Origin of the sequence: Kitasatospora sp. NPDC057692 (genome assembly GCF_042799475.1) — a bacterium.
Lineage (GTDB): Bacteria > Actinomycetota > Actinomycetes > Streptomycetales > Streptomycetaceae > Kitasatospora.
The window spans coordinates 21503-40238 of sequence record NZ_JBHVIV010000034.1 but is presented as its reverse complement, the minus strand read 5'-3'; the positions used below and the strand labels follow the sequence as shown (position 1 = coordinate 40238).

The 18736-nt window shown below is 74.6% G+C and carries 16 protein-coding genes and 2 tRNA genes; 8 read left to right on the top strand and 10 right to left on the bottom strand.

Translation table 11 applies throughout. The features are described 5' to 3' along the window. Window positions 1-27 precede the first annotated feature (27 nt). From ACFVFS_RS20475 to purS, 4 genes are all read right to left on the bottom strand, one after another. On the bottom strand, window positions 28-840 hold the full coding sequence (locus ACFVFS_RS20475; protein WP_380626012.1) for a sterol carrier family protein: 813 nt from the start codon (window positions 838-840) through the stop codon (window positions 28-30). Window positions 841-913: 73 nt separating this feature from the next. After that, on the bottom strand, window positions 914-3169 hold the full coding sequence (gene purL / locus ACFVFS_RS20470) for a phosphoribosylformylglycinamidine synthase subunit PurL (RefSeq protein ID WP_380626011.1): 2256 nt from the start codon (window positions 3167-3169) through the stop codon (window positions 914-916). Beyond that, entirely contained in the window at window positions 3169-3846 is a 678-nt protein-coding gene (gene purQ / locus ACFVFS_RS20465; RefSeq protein ID WP_376086747.1) for a phosphoribosylformylglycinamidine synthase subunit PurQ, read from the bottom strand. The genes purL and purQ overlap by 1 nt, the downstream gene beginning before the upstream one ends. Then, entirely contained in the window at window positions 3843-4097 is a 255-nt protein-coding gene (gene purS, locus ACFVFS_RS20460; RefSeq protein WP_376086746.1) for a phosphoribosylformylglycinamidine synthase subunit PurS, read from the bottom strand. The genes purQ and purS overlap by 4 nt, the downstream gene beginning before the upstream one ends. A gap of 468 nt (window positions 4098-4565) precedes the next feature. Here purS and ACFVFS_RS20455 point away from each other — a divergent pair, with 468 nt between their 5' ends. The 7 genes from ACFVFS_RS20455 (at window position 4566) to ACFVFS_RS20425 (ending at window position 9208) form a co-directional block, all read left to right on the top strand. Continuing rightward, window positions 4566-4883 carry an Lsr2 family protein gene (locus ACFVFS_RS20455; RefSeq protein WP_030304494.1) on the top strand — a complete coding sequence of 106 codons (318 nt, stop codon included), beginning with the start codon at window positions 4566-4568 and terminating at the stop codon, window positions 4881-4883. A gap of 131 nt (window positions 4884-5014) precedes the next feature. Beyond that, window positions 5015-5087, top strand: a tRNA-Gly gene (locus ACFVFS_RS20450). Window positions 5088-5127: 40 nt separating this feature from the next. Further along, window positions 5128-5203, top strand: a tRNA-Gly gene (locus tag ACFVFS_RS20445). Between the two features lie 168 nt (window positions 5204-5371). Beyond that, window positions 5372-6376: an ABC transporter ATP-binding protein gene (locus ACFVFS_RS20440; RefSeq protein ID WP_380626010.1), complete on the top strand. Its 1005-nt coding sequence runs from the start codon at window positions 5372-5374 to the stop codon at window positions 6374-6376. Then, window positions 6373-7203, top strand: a complete 831-nt coding sequence (locus ACFVFS_RS20435; protein WP_380626009.1) for an ABC transporter permease — start codon at window positions 6373-6375, stop codon at window positions 7201-7203. The genes ACFVFS_RS20440 and ACFVFS_RS20435 overlap by 4 nt, the downstream gene beginning before the upstream one ends. Window positions 7204-7334: 131 nt before the next feature. Beyond that, window positions 7335-8561, top strand: a complete 1227-nt coding sequence (locus ACFVFS_RS20430) for a sensor histidine kinase (protein ID WP_380626008.1) — start codon at window positions 7335-7337, stop codon at window positions 8559-8561. A 26-nt stretch (window positions 8562-8587) separates the two neighbouring features. Continuing rightward, window positions 8588-9208 carry a response regulator gene (locus tag ACFVFS_RS20425; protein WP_380626007.1) on the top strand — a complete coding sequence of 207 codons (621 nt, stop codon included), beginning with the start codon at window positions 8588-8590 and terminating at the stop codon, window positions 9206-9208. A gap of 36 nt (window positions 9209-9244) precedes the next feature. Here ACFVFS_RS20425 and ACFVFS_RS20420 read toward each other — a convergent pair whose 3' ends face one another. The 4 genes from ACFVFS_RS20420 to purD all read right to left on the bottom strand — a co-directional run bounded on the left by ACFVFS_RS20420 (window position 9245) and on the right by purD (window position 15492). Beyond that, window positions 9245-10144 (bottom strand): phosphoribosylaminoimidazolesuccinocarboxamide synthase, encoded by a 900-nt coding sequence (locus tag ACFVFS_RS20420; RefSeq protein WP_380626006.1) that lies wholly within the window; start codon window positions 10142-10144, stop codon window positions 9245-9247. A 119-nt stretch (window positions 10145-10263) separates the two neighbouring features. Further along, a complete protein-coding gene (locus ACFVFS_RS20415; RefSeq protein WP_380626005.1) occupies window positions 10264-11802 on the bottom strand; it encodes a N,N-dimethylformamidase beta subunit family domain-containing protein in 1539 nt (512 codons plus the stop codon). 240 nt (window positions 11803-12042) lie between these two features. Beyond that, window positions 12043-13623 (bottom strand): hypothetical protein, encoded by a 1581-nt coding sequence (locus ACFVFS_RS20410; RefSeq protein WP_380626004.1) that lies wholly within the window; start codon window positions 13621-13623, stop codon window positions 12043-12045. 621 nt (window positions 13624-14244) lie between these two features. Beyond that, the gene (purD, locus tag ACFVFS_RS20405; protein WP_380626003.1) at window positions 14245-15492 is read right to left on the bottom strand and encodes a phosphoribosylamine--glycine ligase; all 1248 of its coding nucleotides are present in this window, start codon (window positions 15490-15492) and stop codon (window positions 14245-14247) included. Window positions 15493-15962: 470 nt separating this feature from the next. Between purD and ACFVFS_RS20400 the strand changes: the two genes are divergently transcribed. Beyond that, entirely contained in the window at window positions 15963-16748 is a 786-nt protein-coding gene (locus ACFVFS_RS20400; protein ID WP_380626002.1) for an SLATT domain-containing protein, read from the top strand. A gap of 92 nt (window positions 16749-16840) precedes the next feature. Here the strand turns inward: ACFVFS_RS20400 and ACFVFS_RS20395 are convergent, their stop codons facing one another. Next, window positions 16841-17488, bottom strand: a complete 648-nt coding sequence (locus ACFVFS_RS20395; protein ID WP_380626001.1) for a hypothetical protein — start codon at window positions 17486-17488, stop codon at window positions 16841-16843. 117 nt (window positions 17489-17605) lie between these two features. Next, on the bottom strand, window positions 17606-18715 hold the full coding sequence (locus tag ACFVFS_RS20390) for a GntR family transcriptional regulator (RefSeq protein WP_380626000.1): 1110 nt from the start codon (window positions 18713-18715) through the stop codon (window positions 17606-17608). Window positions 18716-18736: the final 21 nt, after the last annotated feature.

Below are 18736 nucleotides of genomic sequence, written 5' to 3'. Positions count from 1 at the left end.
CGGAACACCGCCGCCCCGGGCTCCCGCTCAGCCGAGCAGCGGGAGGTACGCCCGCAGGTCGCTGCGCTCGCCGCTGGCCGACAGCGCCGCGGCCTCCACCGCGTCCGCCCAGGCGGTGCGGCCGGTGGCCAGCCGGATCCAGGTCAGCGGGTCGGTCTCGACCACGTTCGGCGGGGTGCCCCGGGTGTGCCGCGGCCCCTCGACCGCCTGCACCACCGCGTACGGCGGCACCCGCAGCTCGACCGCGCCGCCGGGCGTCCGCTCGGCGAAGGCGTCGGCCAGCAGCCGGGTGACGGCGGCCACCGCCTGCCGGTCGTGCGGGAAGGGCGCGGCGCCGAGCGCGTCGGCCAGGTCGTCGGCGTGCACCACCGTCTCGACCAGCCGGGTCACCAGGAAGTCGGCGAGCGTCATCGAGCCGAGCCGGATCTCGAACCGCCGGGCCGGGTCGGCCGTCTCGGGCCGCTCCAGGGCGCCCAGCAGTGCGTCCACGGCCCGGTCGAAGGCCTCCGCCACCGAGGCCGGGTCACCGGCGAACCCGTCCGCCGTCCGCGCCCGGGCCTGCTCGTCGAGCAGCGGGGCGACCGTGCCGACCCGGGCCGCCCAGCGCGCCAGGGCCAGCGGCGGCCGGCCCTCCAGCGGGTCGTCGAGGTGCGCGGGCACCCACTCGATCTGGACGGCGAGGTGCGCGAGCAGTTCGCGCACCCGCCACTCCCCCAGCCGGGTCGGCCGGTCCAGGTCGGCGGCGGTCAGCCGGTGGACGGCCGCGCGCAGGGCCTCGCTCTGGGCGACCAGCGAGGCGCGCACCCTGGCGGGCTGGTAGGTACGGGACTTGGGAGGCATGCGCCCCAACATACGCCCGGGGGCGGACGGTTCCGTTCGAACCGTCCGCCCCCGGGGCCGTGCGCGGGCGTGCTCAGCCGAGCAGGGCCTCGATGACGCCGGTGTGGGCGTCCTTCAGCTCCGCCAGCGGGACGGTGAACAGGCCCTGGACGTCCAGGGAGTCGCCGTCGACCACACCGATCCGGGTGGCCGGCAGGCCCCGCGCGGTGCACATGTCGTTGAACCGGAGCTCCTCGCTGCGCGGCACGGCCACCACGGCGCGGCCGGCCGACTCGGAGAACAGGAACACGAACGGGTCCTGGCCCTCGGGCACGACGATCCGGGCGCCGCGGCCGCCCTTGAGGCAGCTCTCCACCAGGGCCTGGCCCAGGCCGCCGTCGGACAGGTCGTGCGCGGCGTCGATCATGCCGTCGCGCGAACCGGAGATCAGGATCTCGCCGAGCAGCCGCTCGCGCTCCAGGTCGACCTTGGGCGGCAGGCCGCCCAGGTGGTCGTGGACCGCCTGCGACCAGGCCGAGCCGCCCAGCTCGTCCTCGGTGTCGCCGAGCAGGTAGAGCAGCTGCCCCTCCTCGGCGAAGGCCACCGGGGTGCGGCGGGTGACGTCGTCGATGACGCCGAGCACCGCGACCACGGGGGTCGGGTGGATGGCGACCTCGCCGGTCTGGTTGTACAGCGAGACGTTGCCGCCGGTCACCGGGGTGCCCAGGGTCAGGCAGGCGTCGGCCAGACCGCGGGTGGCCTCGGCGAACTGCCACATCACGTCCGGGTCCTCGGGGGAGCCGAAGTTGAGGCAGTCGGAGACGGCGAGCGGCTTGGCACCGCCGGCCGCGACGTTGCGGTACGCCTCGGCGAGGGCCAGCTGGGCGCCGGTGTACGGGTCCAGCTTGGTGAAGCGGCCGTTGCCGTCGGTGGCGACCGAGACGCCGAGGTTGGTCTCGTCGTCGATCCGGATCATGCCCGAGTCCTCGCCGTGCGAGAGCACGGTGTTGCCGAGCACGTACCGGTCGTACTGGTCGGTGATCCAGGACTTGGAGGCCTGGTTCGGGTGCGAGGCGACCTTCAGCAGGTCGGCCTTGAGGCCCTCGCCGGTGGTCGGGCGGGCCAGCCGCTCGGCCGTCGGGGCGTCGGCCTGGAGCGCGTCCTGCCAGCTCGGGCGGGCGAACGGGCGCTGGTAGGTCGGGCCCTCGTGGGCGACGGTGCGCGGCGGCACGTCCACGACGAGGTCGCCGTGCCAGAAGATCTCCAGCCGCTCGCCGTCGGTGACCTCACCGATGACGTTGGCGATGACGTCCCACTTCTCGCAGATCTCCAGGAAGCGGGCGACCTTCTCGGGCTCGACGATGGCGCACATGCGCTCCTGCGACTCGCTCATGAGGATCTCCTCGGGCGAGAGCGTGTGGTCGCGCAGGTGCACGGTGTCGAGGTCGATCCGCATGCCGCCGGAGCCGGCCGAGGCCAGCTCGGAGGTGGCGCAGGACAGACCGGCGCCGCCGAGGTCCTGGATGCCCTTGACGAGCTTCTCGCGGAAGATCTCCAGGGTGCACTCGATGAGGAGCTTCTCCTGGAACGGGTCGCCGACCTGCACGGCCGGGCGCTTGGCCGGCTTGCTGTCGTCGAAGGTCTCCGAGGCGAGCACCGAGACGCCGCCGATGCCGTCGCCGCCGGTGCGGGCGCCGTACAGGATGACCTTGTTGCCGGCGCCGGAGGCCTGCGCGAGGTGGATGTCCTCGTGCTTCATGACACCCACGCACAGCGCGTTGACCAGCGGGTTGCCCTGGTAGCAGGAGTCGAAGACGACCTCGCCGCCGATGTTCGGCAGGCCCAGGCAGTTGCCGTAGCCGCCGATGCCCGCGACGATCCCGGGCAGCACGCGCCGGGTGTCCGGGTGGTCGGCCGCGCCGAACCGCAGCGGGTCCATCACGGCGACCGGGCGGGCGCCCATCGCCAGGATGTCGCGGACGATGCCGCCGATCCCGGTGGCCGCGCCCTGGTAGGGCTCGATGTACGACGGGTGGTTGTGCGACTCGACCTTGAAGGTGACCGCGTAGCCCTGGCCGACGTCGACCACACCGGCGTTCTCGCCGATGCCGACGAGCATCGCGTCCGTCTCGGGCTTCTTCTCGCCGAACTGCTTCAGGTGGACCTTGGAGCTCTTGTACGAACAGTGCTCGGACCACATGACCGAGTACATCGCGAGTTCCGCGCCGGTCGGGCGGCGGCCGAGGATCTCCCGGATGCGCGCGTACTCGTCCTGCTTGAGGCCGAGTTCGGCCCACGGCTGGGCGGCGTCCGGGGTCTGCTCGGCGTTCTTGACGGTGTCGAGGCTCATCAGGCGTTCACCAGCTGCTTCAGGACGGAAGTGAAGAAGCCCAGGCCCTCGGTGGTGGGACCGGTGAGCGGCTCCACGGCGTGCTCGGGGTGCGGCATCAGACCGACGACATTCCCGGCGGCGTTGGTGATGCCGGCGATGTCGCGGTACGAACCGTTGGGGTTGACGTCGAGGTAACGGGCGACCACCCGGCCCTCGGCCTCCAGCTCGTCCAGGACGCGCTCCTCGGCGACGAAGCGGCCCTCGCCGTTCTTCAGCGGTACGACGATTTCCTGGCCGACCGCGTAATCGCGGGTCCAGGCGGTGCCGTTGTTCTCGATCCGCAGCTTCTGGTCGCGGCAGATGAAGTGCAGCGAGTCGTTGCGGGTGAGCGCGCCGGGCAGCAGGTGCGATTCGCACAGCACCTGGAAGCCGTTGCAGATACCGAGAACCGGCATTCCCGCCCTGGCCTGCTCGATGACGGTGTCCATCACCGGCGAGAAGCGGGAGATCGCACCGCAGCGCAGATAGTCGCCGTAACTGAATCCGCCCGGCAGGACGACCGCGTCGACCTGGTGGAGATCCTTGTCACGGTGCCAGAGGGCGACCGGCTCGGCGCCGGCGAGGCGGACCGCGCGCTGGGCGTCGCGGTCGTCGAGGGAGCCGGGGAAAGTGACGACGCCGACGCGGGTGGTCACTTGCCCTCCTCCTCGACGCGGACCGTGAAGTCCTCGATCACGGTGTTGGCGAGAAAGGTCTCGGCGGCTTCGCGGATACGGGCGAGCGCGGCGTCGTCGACCGGGCCCTCCAGCTCCAGCTCGAAACGCTTGCCCTGGCGGACGTCGGAGATCCCGGTGAATCCGAGACGGGGCAGTGCACGCTGCACCGCCTGTCCCTGGGGGTCGAGGATCTCCGGCTTGAGCATGACGTCGACTACGACGCGTGCCACTGGCACTCCCGGTGGTGTCTTCGTGAGGCGGGGGAACTCCAGACTACCGGGGGTTTCGGGTGGGATTGCTGGCCGGGCGTAGTGACGCGCGTAGACCCACGACCCTTACGCCGCAAGGCCTCCACTCGCCCCGGACCCCCCGCCGTACGCCCCTTTTCGCCGGATTCCGCGGCCGCCGCGGGAACGGCCGAAGAGCACCCGAATACCGGCACTCCGGACAGATCGGCCAGCCGAGTGCACCGGGTATCCGACGCCCCGGCGAAGACACGTGAATATCCGGAAAAGAAAGCCGGACTCTTCGATTTCTCCCCGCTTCGGGTGCAGAATAGGGCCACCTGCCGCGGCGAGTGCTGCGTATCCGGCACGGCCATCCGGCCTGCCCGTATGCACGTGCGCGATAGGTGCACATCAGGCCCGGGGGCGCACCCGCACCCCTGTCGGCCGAATTGCCCGAGAGGATTGACACCCATGGCTCAGCGTGTAGTTGTCACGCTCTCCGACGACCTGGACGGCGGCGCCGCCGCGGAAACCGTCCACTTCGGCGTGGACGGGAAGTCGTACGAGATCGATTTGTCCGTGGACAACGCGGAAAAGCTGCGGGAGGCCCTCGCTCCGTTCGTCGCCGCCGGCCGCCGCCAGAGCCGTACCGGGAAGTCCTTCCGCCGTACCGCCCTCACCCCGGACCCGGCCGCCGTGCGCGCCTGGGCCCAGTCCCGCGGCATGGAGCTGCCGGCCCGCGGCCGGATCCCCAAGCACGTGTACGAGGCGTTCGCCGAGGCGAACTGAAGCCCGCGGGCACCGGTCGTCCCGCCCTCGCCCGACGGGCGGGACGACCACCCCTTCGGATGCTGTAGAGTAATCCTCGTCGCCGCAACGGAGAGATCCGAAGAGGCGGCCGGTGCCCCACCAGGCACCGTGCGGACGTGGCTCAGTTGGTAGAGCATCACCTTGCCAAGGTGAGGGTCGCGAGTTCGAATCTCGTCGTCCGCTCGCAGTGCGCGAGCACAGCACAATTACATAGTTCCACCCTGCGGACGTGGCTCAGTTGGTAGAGCATCACCTTGCCAAGGTGAGGGTCGCGAGTTCGAATCTCGTCGTCCGCTCCAGTACGAAGGGCCCTCTCGATCGAGAGGGCCCTTCGGCGTTTCCGCCGCCCCGGGCCTTTCCACCGGTCGGCACCCATGACATTTGTCAGTGCGGACCCGTGGATCCGCACCGGGTTCTCATGAAGGCGCGCACTGCCCCCGGCCACCGGCCGACGGGAGGCTTGAGGCATGGAAACGAGCCAGCCCCACCGCCCCGGCGACCATGTGATCGAGGTCACCGACCTGCACCGCCACTACGGCACCGGCAGCAGCGGCTACCACGCCGTCCGCGGGGTCGACCTGACCGTCGGCCGCGGTGAGCTCTTCGCCCTGCTGGGCACCAACGGGGCCGGCAAGACCTCCACGATGGAGCTGATCGAGGGCCTGGCCACCCCGACCAGGGGCCGGGTCCGGGTGCTCGGCCGCGACCCGTACCGCGAGCGCGCCGCCGTCCGGCCCCGGATCGGCATCATGCTCCAGGAGGGCGGCTTCCCCGGCGACCTCACCGTCGCCGAGACCGGCCGCGCCTGGGCCGGCGCCACCAGCCACGCCCGCCCGCTGGACGAGGCCCTGGAGCTGGTCGACCTCGGCCGGCGCCGCGACGTCCGGGTCAAGCAGCTCTCCGGCGGCGAGCGCCGCCGCCTCGACCTGGCGATGGCCCTGCTCGGCCGGCCCGAGGTGCTGTTCCTGGACGAGCCGAGCACCGGCCTCGACCCGGAGGCCCGCGCGGCGGTCTGGCGGCTGGTCCGCGAGCTGCGCGCCGAGGGCACCACGGTGCTGCTCACCACGCACTACCTGGAGGAGGCCGAGGAGCTGGCCGACCGGCTGGCGATCATGCACGGCGGCCGGATCGTCGCCGACGGCACGGTGGCCGAGGTGATCGCCGGGCGGCCGTCCCGGATCTCCTTCGAGCTCCCCGAGTTCACCGGCACCTCGATCCCGCCGCTGGCCGGCGCCGCGCTGACCGCCGAAGGCCGCAAGGTCACCGTCCAGACGCCGCACCTCCAGGCCACCCTGACCGAGCTGCTCGGCTGGGCCGCCCACCACGGCATCGCGCTCGACGCCCTGGACGCCCGCAGCGCCTCGCTGGAGGAGGCCTTCCTCGCGATCGCCTCCGAGGCCGCCCACCAGCCCCCGGCCGACACCCCCGCCGCTCCCCCCGCCCGCCGCAAGCTGATCGGACTCGCCCGATGACCACCGCCACCGCCGCCACCGCCACCGGGCCGAAGAGCACCTCCGTCCGCCGGCTGCTCTCCCTGGGCCGGGCCGAGGGCATCCTGCTGCTGCGCAACCGGACCGCCCTGTTCACCGCCGTCCTGCTGCCGCTGCTCCTGATCTTCGGGCTGCAGAACGTGCTCCAGCAGCAGGCCGAGACCAACCCCGGCCTCGACGTCGACTCGCTGCTGGTCAACGGCGCGGTCGGGATGGTGCTGGCCTTCGTCGTCTACTACAACCTCACCGCCGCCTACGTGGCCCGCCGCGGCGAGCTGGTGCTCAAGCGGCTGCGCACCGGCGAGGCCCGGGACCTGGAGATCCTGGCCGGCACCGCCGTCCCCTCGGTCGGCCTCGCGCTGCTGATGTGCACCGTGATCGGTGTCGTCGGCGCCTCCGCCCTGGACCTCACCGCCCCGGTCAACCCGGTCCTGCTGGCCGTCGGCCTGGTCCTGGTCGTCGCGACGCTGATGGCACTGGCCGCCCTCTCCAGCGCCTTCACCCGCACCGTGGAGAGCGCCGGCATCACCACCATGCCGATCCTGCTGCTCACCCAGTTCGGCTCCGGCCTGTTCGTCCCGCTGGAGGTCATGCCGTCCCAGCTCGCCGACATCTGCCGGATGCTGCCCACCACCCCGGCCTTCCAGCTGGTCCGGGTCGGCTGGTTCGGCACCGACGGCTCCGCCGCCCCGACCGGCTTCGCCGGCAGCTGGGCCACCGCCGCTCCGCACCTGGTCACCGGCGGCATCTGGCTCGTCCTCGCGGTCTGGGGCGCCGTCCGCTACTTCCGCTGGGAGCCGCGCCGCTGACCCGCGCCGCCGGCCTGGCCGCCGACCCGCGCCGCCGACCGCCGGCGCAGCGGGAACCGAAGGCCCGCTCCCCGTTCCGCCTCTGGTAGGAAGGCATCGGCAGGATCATGATCGAACGGGGAGCAGGGCAGATGGGCGTCGCGAATCCGGTACGCGCGTGGAAGGGCTGCTCCAAGCCCCAGCGCTCCGAGCTCTACCTGCGCTGGTCGCTCTACCTGATGGCGCTCGCCCCGCTGCCGGTCACGCTGCTGATCAACTCGGCCGACCCGGACTACCGCGACCACCCCGCCGCCCGGGTCGCCCTGGTGCTCGGGTTCGCCCAGACCCTGGTCACCCTGCGGGCCTACCGCACCTCGCTGGACCACTACCTGAAGCGGCCCACCGACCACCTGCGCTGGCTCGCCCTCACCGGCGGCGTCGCGGTGGCCGGCTCCTGGGCGGTGCTGCTGCTCGGCCCGCGGGTCGGCGCGGCCTCCGCCGCGGAGGAGGCGGTCTTCACCGTCCCGGTCGCCAGCACCATGCTGTTCTCCGCCTTCGGCCCGTTCTCGGTCGGACTGCCCCCGCGCCGGGCCGCCCTCGCCGGGGCCGCCGGCCTGCTGGCCGTCCTCCCCGCGATGCTGCTGACCGGCGCCACCCCGGGGACCTCCCTCGGGGTCCTGACCGGCAGCGGACTGGTGATGCTCTTCGTCGGCTCCAGCTGCCGCAGCTTCGCCTGGCTGCAGTCGGTGGTCTGGGAGCTGGACGCGGCCCGCGAGGCCCAGGCCCGGCTGGCCGTCGCCGAGGAGCGGCTGCGGTTCTCCCGCGACCTGCACGACGTGATGGGCCGCAACCTCACCACCATCGCGCTCAAGAGCGAGCTGGCCGTCCAGCTGTCCCGGCGCGGCCGCCCGGAGGCCGCCGACCAGATGGCCGAGGTCCAGCAGATCGCCCAGGAGTCCCAGCGCGAGGTCCGCGACGTGGTCCGCGGCTACCGCACGGCGGACCTGCACGCGGAGGCGATCGGCGCCCGCGCGGTGCTCCGCTCCGCCGACGTGGCCTGCGAGATCGACCTCGGCGAGGACGCCGACCGGCTGCCCGCCCCGGTCCAGTCGGTGCTCGGCTGGGTGATCCGCGAGGCCACCACCAACGTCCTGCGGCACAGCGAGGCGGGCCGCTGCTCGATCCGGCTCCGCCGGGAGGACGACCGGGCGGTGCTGGAGCTGGAGAATGACGGGGTGCCGGCCGTGCCGCTGCCCTCCCAGGGCAGCGGCACCGGGCTGCGCGGACTGCGCGAGCGGCTCGCCGCCCACGACGGCGACCTGACCCTCCCGCAGGCCGCGCCGGGCAGCTTCCGGCTGCTCGCCAGCGTCCCGCTCTGAGAACCACCGCACGGAAGGCCCCGCCGATGACCGAGACCGCGCCCGTCCGCGTCCTGCTCGCCGACGACGAGCACCTGATCCGCGGCGCGCTGGCCGCGCTGCTCTCGCTGGAGGAGGACATCGCGGTGGTCGCCCAGGCCGCCTCCGGCACGGAGGCGGTGGCGATGGCCCAGGCGCACCGGCCGGACATCGCGGTGCTCGACCTGCAGATGCCCGGCCTGGACGGGATCGAGGTGGCCACCCGCCTGCGCGCACTGCTGCCGGACTGCCGCTGCATGATCGTCACCGGCCACGGCCGCCCGGGCTACCTGAAGCGGGCCCTGGAGGTCGGCGTCCGGGGCTTCCTGCCGAAGACGGTCTCGGCGGCCGACCTCGCCGGGATCATCCGGACCGTCCGGGCCGGCGGCCGGTACGTGGACCCGGAGCTGGCGGCGGACGCGATAGCCGCCGGGGAGAGCCCGCTGACCCCGCGCGAGACGGACGTGCTGGAGCTCGCCGCGGACGGCACCTCGATCGCCGAGATCGCCGAGCGGGCCTCGCTCTCCCAGGGCACGGTCCGCAACTACCTGTCCGCGGCCGCCGCCAAGCTGGGCGCGGAGAACCGGCACGCGGCGGTGCGGATCGCCCGCGAGCACGGCTGGATCTGACCGCCGGGCCCGCGGGCGCTCGCGCCGCCCCGCGGCTCAGGCCCAGCTGAGGCCGGTCAGCCGCTCGTAGGCCTCGACGTACTTGGCGCGGACCTTCTCGACCACCTCGGCGGGCAGCTCCGGCGGCGGCTGCTCGCCGCGGCGGTCCCAGCCGGAGGCCGGGGAGGTCAGCCAGTCGCGGATGATCTGCTTGTCGAAGGAGGGCTGCGGGTGGCCCGGCTCCCACTGGTCGGCCGGCCAGAACCGCGAGGAGTCCGGGGTCAGCACCTCGTCGCCGATCACCAGCTCGCCGTCCAGCAGGCCGAACTCGAACTTGGTGTCGGCCAGGACGATGCCCCGGTCGCGGGCGATGTCCCGGGCCCGGGAGTAGACGGCCAGGGTGGTCTGGCGCAGCTGGGCGGCCAGCTCGGCGCCGATCCGGCGGGCGGTCTCCTCGTAGGGGACGTTCTCGTCGTGCTCGCCGACCTCGGCCTTGAGCGCGGGGGTGTAGACCGGGGCGGGCAGCTCGGAGCCGTCGTCCAGGCCCTCGGGCAGGGCGATGCCGCAGACGGTGCGGGAGTCGCGGTACTCCTCCAGGCCGGAGCCGGCCAGGTAGCCGCGGGCCACGCACTCGACCGGGATCATGTCCAGGCTGCGGCAGATCAGGGTGCGGCCCTTCCAGTCGGCCGGGGCGCCGGCCGGGACCTCGGTGGAGATCACGTGGTTGGGCACGAGGTCCGCGATCCGCTCGAACCACCACAGCGAGAGCTGGGTGAGGATGCGGCCCTTGTCCGGGATCTCGTTGGGCAGCACCCAGTCGTAGGCGGACGTGCGGTCGCTGGCGACCATCACGAGGTCACCCGACTCGGTGCGGTACAGGTCGCGCACCTTGCCGGTGTGCAGGTGGACCAGGCCGGGCACCTGGACCGGCTCGGGCTTGGTGACAAATCCGCTCAAGGTCGTCTCAGTCCTCAGGGGTCGTTCGCGGGCGGTGCGGCGCGAAAGGGGAGGTCACTGGGGTCGAGTCTGTCACGACCCCTCGCCCGGGCCGGTCCGAGGTCCGTCCGTGAGGCCGTTCAGCCGTTCTTGCAGAGCCGGTCCAGCAGGTTGGCGGTGGCGCGCTGGATCCGCTCGTCGGTGAGCCCCGGGCGGTCCAGCGCGGGCGACCAGGCGAAGGTGCCGGCGGCGAACACGTAGGCGCCGCTGGGCGCCCGGTAGAGCGAGGTCTCCTGGTAGCGGGTGCGCCCGGCCGGGTCCTGGTACGGGGAGTGGGCCAGCAGCACCCGTTCGGTGTGCCCGGGCAGGGCGACCTTGGGGTAGTAGCGGTCCGCCTCGCCGGCCACCAGTCCGGGCAGCCCGTCGCCCTCGTGGAGGCCGGTGCCGGCCCAGAACCAGTGCGCGGTGTGCCGGGCGACGAGCGGGACGGCGGTGGCGACCCGGCCGGAGTACTGGACGCCGAGCAGGTGCTGCTCCGGCTCGCCGGCGTCGCGCCACAGCGCGCTGGCGGCGCCGGGCGCCCCGGCGGCCGGGTCGTCGGGGCCGACCTTCTGGCGCTTGCGGCAGTTGAGCATCCGGTGGGGCTCGCCGGAGGGGCCGGGGCTCAGCTCGACCCGCCAGTACATGGTGTTGGCGGAGAGGAAGACCAGCGAGGTGCCGCCGTCCCGGGCCCCTTCGGCGGCGCGGCGCATCGGTTCGGACCAGTACTCGTCGTGGCCCGGGAAGACCAGCGCCTTGTGCCGGGAGGCGTCGACCAGTCCGGCGTGCAGGTCGGTGGCGGTGGCGTAGGAGAGGTCGTAGCCGTAGCGCTCGGCCCAGCGGATGAAGTCGTAGGCGTGGCCGACGTGCAGCGGGAGCCCGGCGGTGGCGTGCGGGCGGTCGAAGGAGACGGTGACGGCCGCCTCGGTCTCGCCGACCAGCAGGCCGCCGTCCCAGGCGTGGTAGAGGCTGGCGCCGCTGCGGCCGTCCTCGGGGAAGAGGTTGTACGCCTGCCAGGTGACGTCCGGGACCACCAGCAGCAGTTCGGCGGCGCGGGTCTGGTCCGCGAAGTCGCGGACGGTGAAGGGGATGTGGCTGCGGTGCAGCATGTCGGCGGTGGTGAGCACCGCGACGTAGGCCCCGGGCCGCCAGTGCTGCGGGATCTGCAGCCGCCAGGTGTGCCACCAGTGGTGGCAGGAGACGGTCCGGCCGACCACCATCGGGGCCGGCTGGACCATGCCGGCGATATTCGGGCTGGAGGTCATGTGGTGGGCGCCGTCGCCCGCGTAGTGGCCGATCCGGAAGACGTCGACGGTGAACTCCCGGGGCGGGTTGACGGTGACCCGCAGGTCCACCGAGCCGCCGGGGCGGACCACTCCGGCCGAGGCGAAGCCCTTGATCTGCTGTTCCTCGTCGTTGGCGCTCAGCGGGGTGCCGACCGCGGGCTTGCCGCGTACCCCGGCGGCCAGCGGGCGCTGCCCCGGGGCGTCCACCGAGACGTACCAGGGGACGTCGCCCCCGGTGCCGGCGAGGTACCGGTCGGGGCTGCGCAGCCAGGGCAGCGGGCCCTGGCCGAAGGGGTCGGAGACGCTGTGCGCGTGCGTCCCGGACTCCCAGCGGCGGTTGAGTTCGGTCCCCACGCGCGCCCCTCCCAGGTGCACCTCCGCCGGGGTGGCATGTGCCTCCCGGATGTGCGTGCGGACTAATACACCACACCGTGCTGGCGCTGCGTCACCCCGCGGTAGCAACTGGTGGCGGGAATCTTCCGGGCCCGCCCGGGGAGGGCCTCCGGCCTGCGAAGACCCGGGGCGGCCGGTTCGGCCGGGGGCGCTCACGGGTGGGCTTCGCGCCCCTCGGGAGGGTGATGGGGAGGGTGATGGTCAGAGCCGGACGGGCTTCTCCAACCGGACGTCGGCGGCGTCCAGCCAGGCCCGCAGCGGGCCGTCCTGGCCCTGTTCGACGGCCTGGGCGACCGGTTCGGCGAGGTCGGTGCGGCGGACGCCGCCGAGCAGCAGCACCGGGCCGTCCAGCCAGTCGAGGCCGGGGACGGCGCCCGCGGTGTCCACGGCGGCGCAGCAGACCATCGCGGTGACGTGGTCGACCAGCACGTCCCGCCCGGTGCGGACCGGTTCGAGCAGCGGCGCGGGCGCGGCGGTGCGGGCCGGGCGGGCGGCGAGGGCGGCGGCCAGCCGCTCGCCGTCGCCGTCGGCGAGCCGGCCCAGCAGCCGGGTCAGCGTCGGGGCGCCGGGGCGGGCCTGCGGGGCGAGCAGGTCCAGGGCGGACTGCAGGGCGGCGGCGCGGGCCCGCCAGCCGGCGTCCACCACGTCCGCCGGGTAGTCGGACCACTCCAGCTCGCGCCAGCCGCCGGAGGCGGGCGCGCCGAAGAACAGCTCGGCGGCGAGCCGGGAGACCGCGGCGTCCACCGCGCCGGGCTCCTCCAGCAGGTCGCAGGCCGGGCGGTCGCCGAGCCGGCTGCCGTAGCCGTCGGCCAGCCGGTCGCGCCGGGACAGTTCGGTGAGCGCGGCGACCACGCCCGCGTTGAGGTGCGCGGGGTGCCGGCCGAGCCGCCAGGCGGGCAGCGCGACCCGGGTGAGCAGCCGGTCCCAGCCCGCGTAGGCGAGGCCGACCTGCTCCTGGGCGGCGATCCGCAGGCCGTAGTCGACGCCGCGGGCCTGTTCGGAGGCCCAGCCCGCGACGGAGCGCTCCAGCTCGGCGGCGTGCTCGCGGCAGGCGCCGAGCAGCCGGCGGGTGATCCGGTCCGTGATCCGCTCGGTGAGCGCGGCCGGGCGGCGCCGGGGCGGGCGCGGCTCGCCCGGGCCGGGGGCGCCGGACGGGCCGGGGGCGGGGCCGGCGTCCAGGCTGGCGTCGAGGGCCCGCAGGAAGCGGCGGGCGGCGGCGATCTCCGGGTCGGCGGCGGCCGCGGTGCCGGCCACCACCGGGGCGAGCAGGGCGCGCAGCTCGCCGGCCCGCATCCACCAGAGGAAGGGTGAGCCGATCACCAGGACCGGCGCGGGCGGGGCGTCGCCGCCGGTGCGGGCGCGGCGGCGGGGCCGCGGCGCGGGGACGTCCTCCAGCCAGCTGTCGCAGTCCGGGGTGAGCGCGACGGCCGAGGGCGCGGGGACCTCCAGCCGGTCGGCCAGGTCGTCGATCAGCCGGTACAGCTCGGGGGCCTGGGCGCGGCCGAGCGGTACGGCCGGGGTCTGCGGCGGGACGGCCCGGCGGTACCCGCGGGCGGCCGCGGCGGCCACCAGCAGGGTGAGCGCGGCCACCGCGCAGACGATCCAGCGGGCGAGGTCCCAGCCGGCGGCGTCGGAGGAGCCGGGGGCGCCGATCCGGCCGGTGAGCCGGCCGGCGAGCAGGACCACCGCGGTGGCGGCGGGCAGCGCGGCGGCGGCCAGGGCGAGTCCTCGGATCCGCAGGACCGCCTGGGCGTGAGCGCGCGCGGTGTCGACAGCGGCCATACGGTGCGGCACCCCCTTCGGAGCCCTCGGGCGCCCGGTACGGGCCCCTGAGCCGATTCGAAACGAACAGTTCCGACCGGGAAGCGGCGGCGGCCGAGCCCCGGTCGTCATGCTGCGTGGCGCTTCTGACATTTTCGACGCCGGGGTCCGGGTGGGTGTTCCGGATCGCCCCGGTTCCACTCGTCCCGGTGACACCGCCCGGATTCCGGACGACCGCCCTGGGCGGTCCCGGGCGGCCCGGGCGTGTCCGGTCCGGCCGGACGCCGTCCAGCATCCCCCCGCGCGACCGCGGTTACCCGGCGGCGGGCGGAAGCGGCCCGGCCTGTGACGCCGTGGTCCAGCGCACCATAAGGCCGGGCGCCCGGTTACGTCAGCCGGATGCGGCCGCTGTCACTCGATGGGCTGGATTCCGGGCGCCGAACGGTGCGCCGGCCCCGGAAGCCGCTCCGGCCCCACCGGTACCCGAAACGCCCGGACGGCGCTGCGTCCATGGGGGTTGTCCACGGGGCCCGCGGGGCTCACGGGACTCACCGGGGGTCGCCCTCGGGGCGGCGAACGCCCGGGCCCCCGGCGCGCGGATCGCGTGCCGGGGGCCCGGGGCGGAGCAGGGGTGCGCGGGGGCTACTGCGCGGCCTTCAGCGCGATGTCGCCGCGGTGCTGGCCGCCGGCCAGGGAGATCCGCTCCACCGCCCGGTAGGCCCGCTCGCGCGCCTCGGCGAGCCCAGCCCCGGTCGCGGTGACCGACAGCACCCGGCCGCCGGCGCTCAGCACCCGGCCGTCCTCGGCCGCCTTCGTCCCGGCGTGCAGCACGTAGGCGGTGCCGTCGGCGGCCTCCGCCTCGGCCAGGCCCTCGATCGGGTCGCCGGTGCGCGGCGCCGCCGGGTAGCCCTCGGCGGCGATCACCACGGTGACCGCGGCGCCCTCGTCCCAGCGCAGCGGCTCCAGCTGGTCCAGCGTGCCGGTCGCCGAGGCGTGCAGGACGCCGGCCAGCGGGGTGCGCAGCCGGGCCAGCACGACCTGGGTCTCCGGGTCGCCGAAGCGGGCGTTGAACTCGATCACCCGGGTGCCGCGCGAGGTCAGCGCCAGGCCCGCGTAGAGCAGCCCGGAGAACGGGGTGCCGCGGCGGCGCAGCTCGTCCACGGTCGGCTGCAGGACGGTCGCCAGGACCTCCTCGACCAGCCCCTCGGGCGCCCAGGGCAGCGGCGAGTAGGCGCCCATGCCGCCGGTGTTCGGCCCCTGGTCGCCGTCCAGGGCGCGCTTGAAGTCCTGGGCCGGCTGGAGCGGCAGCACGGTGCTGCCGTCGGTGATCGCGAAGAGCGAGACCTCGGGGCCGTCCAGGTACTCCTCGATCACCACCTGCTCGCAGGCGGCGGCGTGGGCCAGCGCCTCCTCGCGGTCGGAGGTGACCACGACGCCCTTGCCGGCGGCCAGGCCGTCGTCCTTGACCACGTACGGGGCGCCGAAGGCGTCCAGCGCCTCCGCGGCCTCGGCGGGGGTGGTGCAGACGTAGGAGCGGGCGGTGGGCACGCCGGCGGCGGCCATCACGTCCTTGGCGAAGGCCTTGGAGCCCTCCAGCAGGGCCGCTTCGGCGGACGGGCCGAACACCGCGATGCCGGCCGCGCGCACGGCGTCGGCGACGCCCGCGACCAGCGGGGCCTCCGGGCCGACCACGACCAGTTCGACGCCGAGCCCGCGGGCGAGCGCGGTGACCTGCGCGCCGTCCAGCTGGTCGACCGGGTGGACCGTCGCCACCTGCGCGATCCCGGCGTTGCCCGGGGCGCAGTGCAGCTCGGTCACGGCGGGATCTTGGGACAGAGAGCGGCACAGGGCGTGTTCGCGGGCGCCGCCGCCGATGACGAGGACCTTCACGCTGCGCAAGGGTAGCCGGTGGCCGGTTCCGGCCGCTCTCCGGTCCCGTAGGAAGAGACAGCCGCGGGCCGCCGGGGCGCGTACGGCCTCGGAGGATCCTCCGACTCCGGGGTCCGATGATCATCACACGGTGTCCGGGTCAGGACGGCGGGTCACCGAAGCCTCGCTCGGACGGGTGAAATCCCGCCGACCGCCGCAACCCTCCCACCTCGGGATCCGGTGGCCGAATCCGGTAACGATCATTGGCGAAGCGGCCACACGGTAAGCCATTTGGCGGTAAGAAGTGCTGTTGGACCACTACCGGCAGCCGCCGGTGACGCCGCCCCGGGGCACCCAGCGCGCTCCGGGACCGGCGGTGTGGCCGCCGCGTTGTCCGTCGTTTCACGAGCCGTCAGGCCGATGACACGTCAGTCCGCGCAGAGTCGGAACCAGCCAGACCAGCAGTCCGCCCGCCACAGGGAGCCCCACAGGTGAGCCAGCCGGAAATGCAGCCCGAGGAGAGTGCCTGGGGCAAGGAGATCGGTGAGGAGGACCCGCCCGCCACGACCGTGGCGCGCCGCGCCTCGACCCGCCGCCGGTCCGATCTCAGCACCCGCCAGTTCCCCCTCGGGGACTGGGGCGAGCCCGCCGAGCGGCTGGAGGAGCTGTACCGCTGGTCCGAGGAGCGGGCGGTCGAGGCCGTCGAGTGGTACCGCCGGGACCGGATCTGGAAGCGCCGCTGGGCGCGGCTGCTGCGCTTCGGCTCGGCCGGCTTCGCGGTCGGCGGGGTCACCGCCCCGCTGGTCGACCTCACCGGGACCGTCGACAACGCCACCGGCTGGGGCTACGTCGGGCTGGCGCTGGCCGCCGCCTGCTACGGCGCGGACCGGGCGTTCGGCCTGACCTCCGGCTGGATGCGCGACGTCTCCACCGCCCAGGCGCTGCAGCGCCGGCTGGAGGCCTTCCAGTTCGACTGGGCCTCGGAGTGCGTCCGGGAGGTGCTCGGCCCCACCGAGGGCACCGCGGGCGAGGCCGCCGAGCGGTGCCTCGGGGTGCTGCGGCGCTTCTGCGAGGACGTCTCGGACATGGTCCGCACCGAGACCTCGGAGTGGATGCTGGAGTTCCGGGCCGGGATGACCCAGCTGCCCACCCAGGTGGCCGGCAGCTGGGGCGGGCGCAGCGAGCCGGGCGTCGGCGCCCAGGTGCGGGTGCTGCCGCCGCCGGGGACCAGGCCCACCATGCCGCGCCAGCGGCCGCCGGAGGGACCGCTGCGGTAGTCGGACGGGCCGACCGGACCCGGCCCGTCCCCGGAGCCCGGGGCCGGGCCGTGCCGAGTGGGTGGGCGGAGGCCTGGTCGGGTCGGGTCGGCTCAGGCGAAGACGATCATCGAGCCCTGGTGCAGGCTCCGGGTCGCCGCCGCGTACAGGCCCGCCCAGGCGTGCCGCTCCCGGGCGAACGGGTGCAGGTCGTCCAGCGGCGGGCCGAACGGCTGCTCCAGGCCGGTCGGGCCGAGCGGCCGGGTCGGCGCGGGCGGGTCGAGCGGGTCGATGCCCAGCGCCGGGGCGACGGCCCGCAGCTCGCGCAGCAGCCCGTGGCTGGAGCCGAGCGGGCCGCCCGAGGCGAGCAGCGACTCCTCCACCAGCGGGGCGGCGAACTCGATCGGCACGTACGCGCCGGCGTGGTCGAAGTGCCAGACCAGGTGCGACTGCTCGGCGCTGCTCTCGAACATCTCCAGCAGCTGCTCGTAGTCGCCGCCGAGCGCGTCGACCGGCGTGATGTCCAGGCCGGTCAGGCCCAGCAGGTAGGCCCGGCGCAGGAAGTGCAGCGAGTCGTAGTCGAAGGCGGCTATCGGCTCGACCGCCCCGCTGTGCCCCGGCACGAACCGGTAGACCGGCATCTCGGGCAGACCGCGCGAGGCCAGCACCTGGTTGTAGAGCGCGAGGTCGTCCCGGAAGGGGTTGTCGGGGCTGTGGCTCAGCACGTCCACCAGCGGGACGAGCCAGAGGTCGCAGGCCATGGCCGGCTCTTCCTCTCCGGACGCGGGGGACCGGCCGCACGGCGGCGGACGGCGGATGGGCGGGTCGGTGCCCGGACGGCCGGTACGCGGCGCGGCCGGGACGGACGACCGCCCACCCTACCGGCCCGGCGAGCGATGCGGATCGGGCCGTCCCCCGGGCAGTTGGTCCGGCGGCGCGTCGGGCAGCCGGCGGCCGTACCGCCCGTACGGGACCGAGCGCGGCTGCGGCACCAGGCCGAGCCCCAGGCCCAGTTCGCGGCCCAGTTCCCGGCCGAGCTCGCCGTCCCGGCCCCGGGTGCCGCCGGCCGCGCGGCCCGGCTCCGCGGGTCGGGCGGGCTCCTCCGGGCGGAGCGCCTCGGCGGCGCCGGACCCGGGGCCCGCCCCGGTCTTCCCCGGCGGGGCGTCCTCCGGGGTGCCGGGCGGCGCGGCCGCGGCCTCCGGGCCCGCCGCGACGTCCGGGCCCGCCAGGGCGGACGGGGCGGCCGGAGTGCCGAGCGGGCGCCCGGTCAGCAGCGGCAGCACCTTCACGGTCTCCACCGACTCGCCGGCCAGTTCGGCCAGCAGCCCGACGGTGAAGAGGTTGTACTCGCAGATGATCCGGTGCGAGCGCGGCACGTCGCGCGCCTCGACCGCCTCCACCAGGTCCAGGTGGCCGTCCCAGCAGACCCCGCCCAGCTGGGGCATCGACCGCAGGTACCGCGCGGCGAACATCCACGACTGCACCCGCAGCCAGTCCAGGTAGTCGGCCATCCGGCGGTTGCCCATCAGCCCGCCGACCTCCTGCCAGAAGCGGCGGTCGCAGCCCACCATCACGTCCAGGTTCCCGGCCCGGGCCGCCCGCGCCGCCGCGTCCGCCCGGCGGCGCAGCGAGGCCAGCCGGCTCTCGTCCGGCCGACCGGGGTCGACGGCCAGCCGCCGGTAGTAGCTGTCGGTGATCAGCACCCGGGTCTCGAAGATCTCCCGGAAGTCGTCCCAGCCGAACTCGGGAACGGTGAAGCCCCGGTGGTGCTCGGCCCGGAGCAGCCCCTGCGCGGAGAGGTCGACCAGCGCCTCCCGGGCCGGGGTCGCCGAGACCCCGTACAGCTCGGCGATCTCCTTGACGGTGAAGTTCCGCCCGGCCGCCAGCCGGCCGGCCATCATCTCCTCGCGCAGCGCGCCGGCGATCTGCTCCCGCAGGCTGTTGCGCTGGATCACGGGACGGGTGTCGCCCGCGTCGGTGCCGAACATGCGCGCGACCTCCTCGGGCGG